The sequence below is a fragment of the Chryseobacterium sp. OSA05B genome (assembly GCF_019970065.1).
Lineage (GTDB): Bacteria > Bacteroidota > Bacteroidia > Flavobacteriales > Weeksellaceae > Chryseobacterium.
This window is the reverse complement of the sequence record NZ_JAHXYH010000016.1, coordinates 1-4,729: the sequence shown is the minus strand read 5'-3', so window position 1 is coordinate 4,729 and position 4,729 is coordinate 1. Positions and strand designations below refer to the sequence as shown.

Below are 4,729 nucleotides of genomic sequence, written 5' to 3'. Positions count from 1 at the left end.
GCGTAGAAGTTTTTTTAGCCATAGAGCTGTTCCAATAATTTACAAAAAAAGGATGGCAAAACCATCCTATAAACTATTGTTTACAGCCTCATTGTATTGCTGGTAAGTTGCTCCTCAGCATTGCTCACTTCCTCTTCTAATCAACCGCCAAATATTACGAATTATCTTTGTCAAAAACACCAACTATTTTTGACCACATTACAATAATACTTTGGAAGAGAATTGGTTTCCATAAAATTTTACGGAAATAACTTTTTATTATCTTTAACATTGCATAGTTATGATCGACAAAGAAGATTTATTAAACAACAAGGATTTCTACAAATCCTTTGAGAATGGAGAAGATCTGACATTTTTCTTCAAAGAACTGCACAAAAAAGCTGTGGAGTACATGCTGGATGCAGAGCTGGACAACCAAAAGCACGGTAAAACAACTAGTGGAAATTACCGAAACGGTCATGAAATCCAAAAGATAAAATCTTCTTTTGGGGAATCTGAAATCAAAGTTCCTTCGGGTCGTGAAGGAAATTTTTAACCTGTAGTAGTTCCTAAAAAACACTACATTATCGATGGTTTGGAAAACATTATCATCTCATTCTATGCCAAAGGAATGAGCGTATCAGACATTGAGGAACAAATCCGTTAAATGTATGATTTTGAGGTTTTTACTTCCACCACCATATCACGAATAACCAATGCCTTTGCAAGTGAAGTGGTAAGTTGGCAGAACCGCTCGCTTGAAGATTTGTATCTCATTGTCTGGATGGATGGGGTTGTTTTCACAGTAAGGGAAAACTCCAAAGTCATTAATAAAACCGTTTATGTGGCTGTTGGATTAAACCGTGACGGGAGGAAGTATTGGGAATGTGGCTTGGAAAAAATGAAAGCTCAGCCTTCTGGATGGGTGTTCTCATAGATTTAAAAGCGCGTAGTGTGGAGGATATTCTCATCACTGTCACCAATAATTTAAATGGATTTACCCAGACGATCCGTTCAGTCTTTTCCTAATCTCAGACCCACATTTGTGTTGTCCATAAGATCAGAAATGCCTACAAATATTTGGTATGGAAGGACAGAAAAGAATTCTCAGCCGATATGAAATATATTTATACAGCTCCAACAAAATAAGCAGCTGAACAGTCACTCAATGATTTTGCAGACAAATGGTAAAGTAAATATTATTATGCTATCCAATTCTGGCGAAACAATTGGGATGAGCTGACTGTATTCTTTGAATTTCCTATCGAAATCCGAAAAATCATTTATACCACTAATTTAATGGAAAATCTCAACGAAAAAATTCGTAAATACACAAAAAACAAAATGTCTTTTCCTACGGATGATTCTGTGTTAAAGTCGGTGTATCTTGCTCTGATAGAGTCTACTAAAAAATGAACGATGTCTATTCAAAATTAAGGTATTGTTCTAAACCAATTTATCCTTATTTTTGAAAAAGGCTTAGATTATAAAATCTAAGCCATAACTTTTTAACTTACACACTTATTGTGATAGTGTCTCACCTCATTTATATGAAGTGATTAAGTTGTTTTCATCTTTGCTATTAGATAGTGTACTATTTATGTAAGATGTTATGCATTATATTTATCTAATTTTTTTACCTATTCCAATAGTTTTACACCAGCTACATTATTTTGAATTAAAGCGTGCTGATAAGCAGTTTTTCCTCTATTATCCTGAATGTTTTTATTTGCACCATTTTCCAAGAGCAGTCTTAGGATTTCATTCTTTCCAAAAACTGCAGCATAAATAAGTGCTGTTGCACCATTGTAATTTTTCATATTTATGGAAGCTTTATACAAAAGTAGTAGTTCAACCATTTCATAATAGCCCTTAAATACTGCTCCCATTAATGCTGTATTACCACTATTATCTTGAGCGTCGGGCTGAGCACCATTATCCAATAGAAATTTGGATGTTTTGTAATTATTACTATAAACTGCTAGGATCAGTGGAGTATAACCTTGGGGATTTTTAGTATTAATTTCTGCTTTATGCTTAGAAACTTCTTTCAAATTATTAGTCTTTGCATATGAAAAAATATCCTGTGCTTTTGACGTATTAAAAACCATAAATGCTATTAGTAATAGTACATAATATTTCATGCGTATTAATTTAAAGATGATAAATATTCAATCTGATTGCGATCCATTTTGACATACTCTGCTAGACGTGTTCCGTATTCTTTATCAGATTGATAGAAATATGAAATCATTTTAGCTACAACCTTTTTATCTATTACGCTATTCAGAGCATCGCCAAGATTTTTAATCAAATTAGTTTGCTCTTTTTTAGAGAACGACCTATAAGTATCGCCTGCCTGTTGAAAGTTATTTTCTTTATCTATTTTAGCTTGTGTAGTTGTTACTGCTGTAGGAAGAACGGTTGTGGAATATTTGAATTTCTTATTATCACTTACTGCGGGTTGGCTGGTTGCAGGCTGATAATTTACATCTCCTTTTTGTTCTTTTATTGACATATATCCATTTTGATTATAATTAAACACATTATTTTTTGCTGCATTGACCGGGAGTTGTTGGAAATTCCCTCCAATTCTATGTCGTTGAGTGTCAAAATAAGAGAATAACCTTCCCTGCAATAATTTATCTTCTGAAGGTTCGATTCCTGGCACTAACGTGCCGGGAGAAAATGCTGCCTGCTCCACTTGTTGGAAGTAATTAGTTGGATTTTGATTAAGCGTCATTGTTCCTACCTTAATATATTTAGCAATAGATTCCGGCCATACTTTTGTAACGTCCACAGGATTAAAGTCAAGTTTTTCAAAATCACTTTTTTTTAGCATTTGAACGTATAAATCCCATTTTGGAAATTTCTTATTCTGAATAGAATTGTATAAATCGCGAGTAGCATGTTCTATTTGAGTTGATTGTATTTTATCAGCTTCTTCTTGTTTTAGATTTCTTTGCCCTTGTTTTGGAATCCATTTATATTTCACATAAGTTACTTCTCCTTTAATGTTAATCCATTTGAAAGCATGAACTCCATTTCCCTGCATCTCTCTATAATTAGCCGGGATTCCATAATCAGAAAATAACCAAGTAAGCATGTGTGTAGATTCGGGAATATTAGAAAAAAAATCAAAAACCCTGTTGGGATCCGATGAGTTGTTGGTCACAGGGGATGGCTTAAAAGCGTGTACCATATCTGGAAATTTCATGGCATCTCTTATAAAGAATACGGGTAAATTGTTACCCACAATATCGTAGTTCCCTTGATTTGTATAAAATTTAACAGCAAATCCACGAGGGTCTCTAAATGTTTCGGGTGATCCTTGCTGATGCATCACTGTTGAAAACCTTACTAATACAGGAGTTTTTTTTCCAGCTATTGATAAAAAATCAGCCATTGTAACATCTGAAAAATCGGCATCAGCAACAAATTCTCCTATTGCACCCGCTCCTCGCGCATGTACAACTCTTTCAGGTATTCTTTCCCTATCAAATGCTGCTAATTTTTCTATTAAATGGATATCTTCTAATAGCACGGGACCATTATTTCCTACTGTTTTAGAATTTTGATTATCTCCTACGGGTGCTCCAGCGTTATTAGTTAGTTGCTGGGAATAAAATTGAGACATCGTAAATAGTCCAATTAAAATAATAGTTTTGTTCATTTTAAATAATTTTAGAGCAAATTTATAGATATTCTTTTATGAATCTTCTAAATTTATTCTATCCCAGTTATTTATACAAACTATTATAATTTTAATTTCGATAGTTTTTGTTTATGATTGTATTCATTAATTACCTGGAAAATTTGTTTTCCATATTAAATCAGTGAGATAGAGAACTTGTTTTATCAAGCTTTACAACTCTTATTTGATGAACTAAGCTACATTCAGTGTTTTCGAAAGTCAGCTTTAAAATATCATTGTGCTAATGCTACAAAATGGATAGTGAAAATTTGTTATTTCAATAGCAAATTTTCACTATCCATTTTGACCGTTATTGTAGAATCTATATACTATAATTAAATTGGCGTCATACAATATATATGATATATGGTTTCCAAAATATCTTATGTAATAAAGACATATTAACGGAGAATATTGGAAAAGGGAAAGCAAATTATAGAAATACATTTATATGAAAATTTCTGTAATTAACTTCTATAATGTTAAAAAAAATCAAACCTATAGATGAAAAGGCGCATATTTATATTTTTTATTATACTGAATTTAAAAGCAATCTCTCAAATTTCAATGTTTGATGTTTATTAAACTAGAAATATCAATATGTAATGTTATAGATGATAATACTATGTATAACAGCCTTCAATATTGCGCACTTGAAATTGTAATAACATGATAAATGATAATAAATGGTTGTTGTAAATTTGCAAAGAAATTGCCATATTGATGGCTATTTAGCAATTTTGGAGAGTCTGTTCACAAGTCTTTGCAATCCTTAATATAGCAGGTGAGATATTTAATATAGAAAATAAAAAAACAGATCATGATGAAAAGTGTCATAAAATCGGTGAAACTATTATAAAATTTTAAGAGCCATGGAAATAAATAAAGATGGAAACTGGAATTCATTGTGGACAGAACAGCTGAAATTATCTCTGGAAGAAAATTTAGACAATCAAAGTGTAGGTGAATACCTTGTTTTTGAAAACGAAAAAATAAAAATATGGACGATACATTTACATCCTGGAAAATCGCTGCCTTTTCATAAACACTGCAAAC

Annotated in this window: 3 protein-coding genes and 1 pseudogene; 2 read left to right on the top strand and 2 right to left on the bottom strand. The window is 32.1% G+C overall.

The window, feature by feature from the left end; genetic code table 11:
• Positions 1–280 precede the first annotated feature (280 nt).
• Positions 281–1,416 (top strand): annotated as a pseudogene (locus tag LC419_RS23300) (IS256 family transposase).
• Between the two features lie 203 nt (positions 1,417–1,619).
• Here the strand turns inward: LC419_RS23300 and LC419_RS23295 are convergent.
• Both LC419_RS23295 and LC419_RS23290 read right to left on the bottom strand, forming a co-directional pair.
• A complete protein-coding gene (locus tag LC419_RS23295) occupies positions 1,620–2,123 on the bottom strand; it encodes an ankyrin repeat domain-containing protein (RefSeq protein ID WP_223609601.1) in 504 nt (167 codons plus the stop codon).
• 5 nt (positions 2,124–2,128) lie between these two features.
• The gene (locus LC419_RS23290) at positions 2,129–3,652 is read right to left on the bottom strand and encodes a catalase (protein ID WP_223609600.1); all 1,524 of its coding nucleotides are present in this window, start codon (positions 3,650–3,652) and stop codon (positions 2,129–2,131) included.
• Positions 3,653–4,545: 893 nt separating this feature from the next.
• Here LC419_RS23290 and LC419_RS23285 point away from each other — a divergent pair.
• On the top strand, positions 4,546–4,729 hold a 184-nt coding region (locus LC419_RS23285), incomplete at its 3' end, for a hypothetical protein (RefSeq protein WP_223607582.1).

Bases quoted from the DNA above. Each gene is read 5' to 3' on its own strand.
- LC419_RS23295 (WP_223609601.1), bottom strand. From the start codon at position 2,123: ATGAAATATTATGTACTATTACTAATAGCATTTATGGTTTTTAATACG.
- LC419_RS23290 (WP_223609600.1), bottom strand. From the start codon at position 3,652: ATGAACAAAACTATTATTTTAATTGGACTATTTACGATGTCTCAATTT.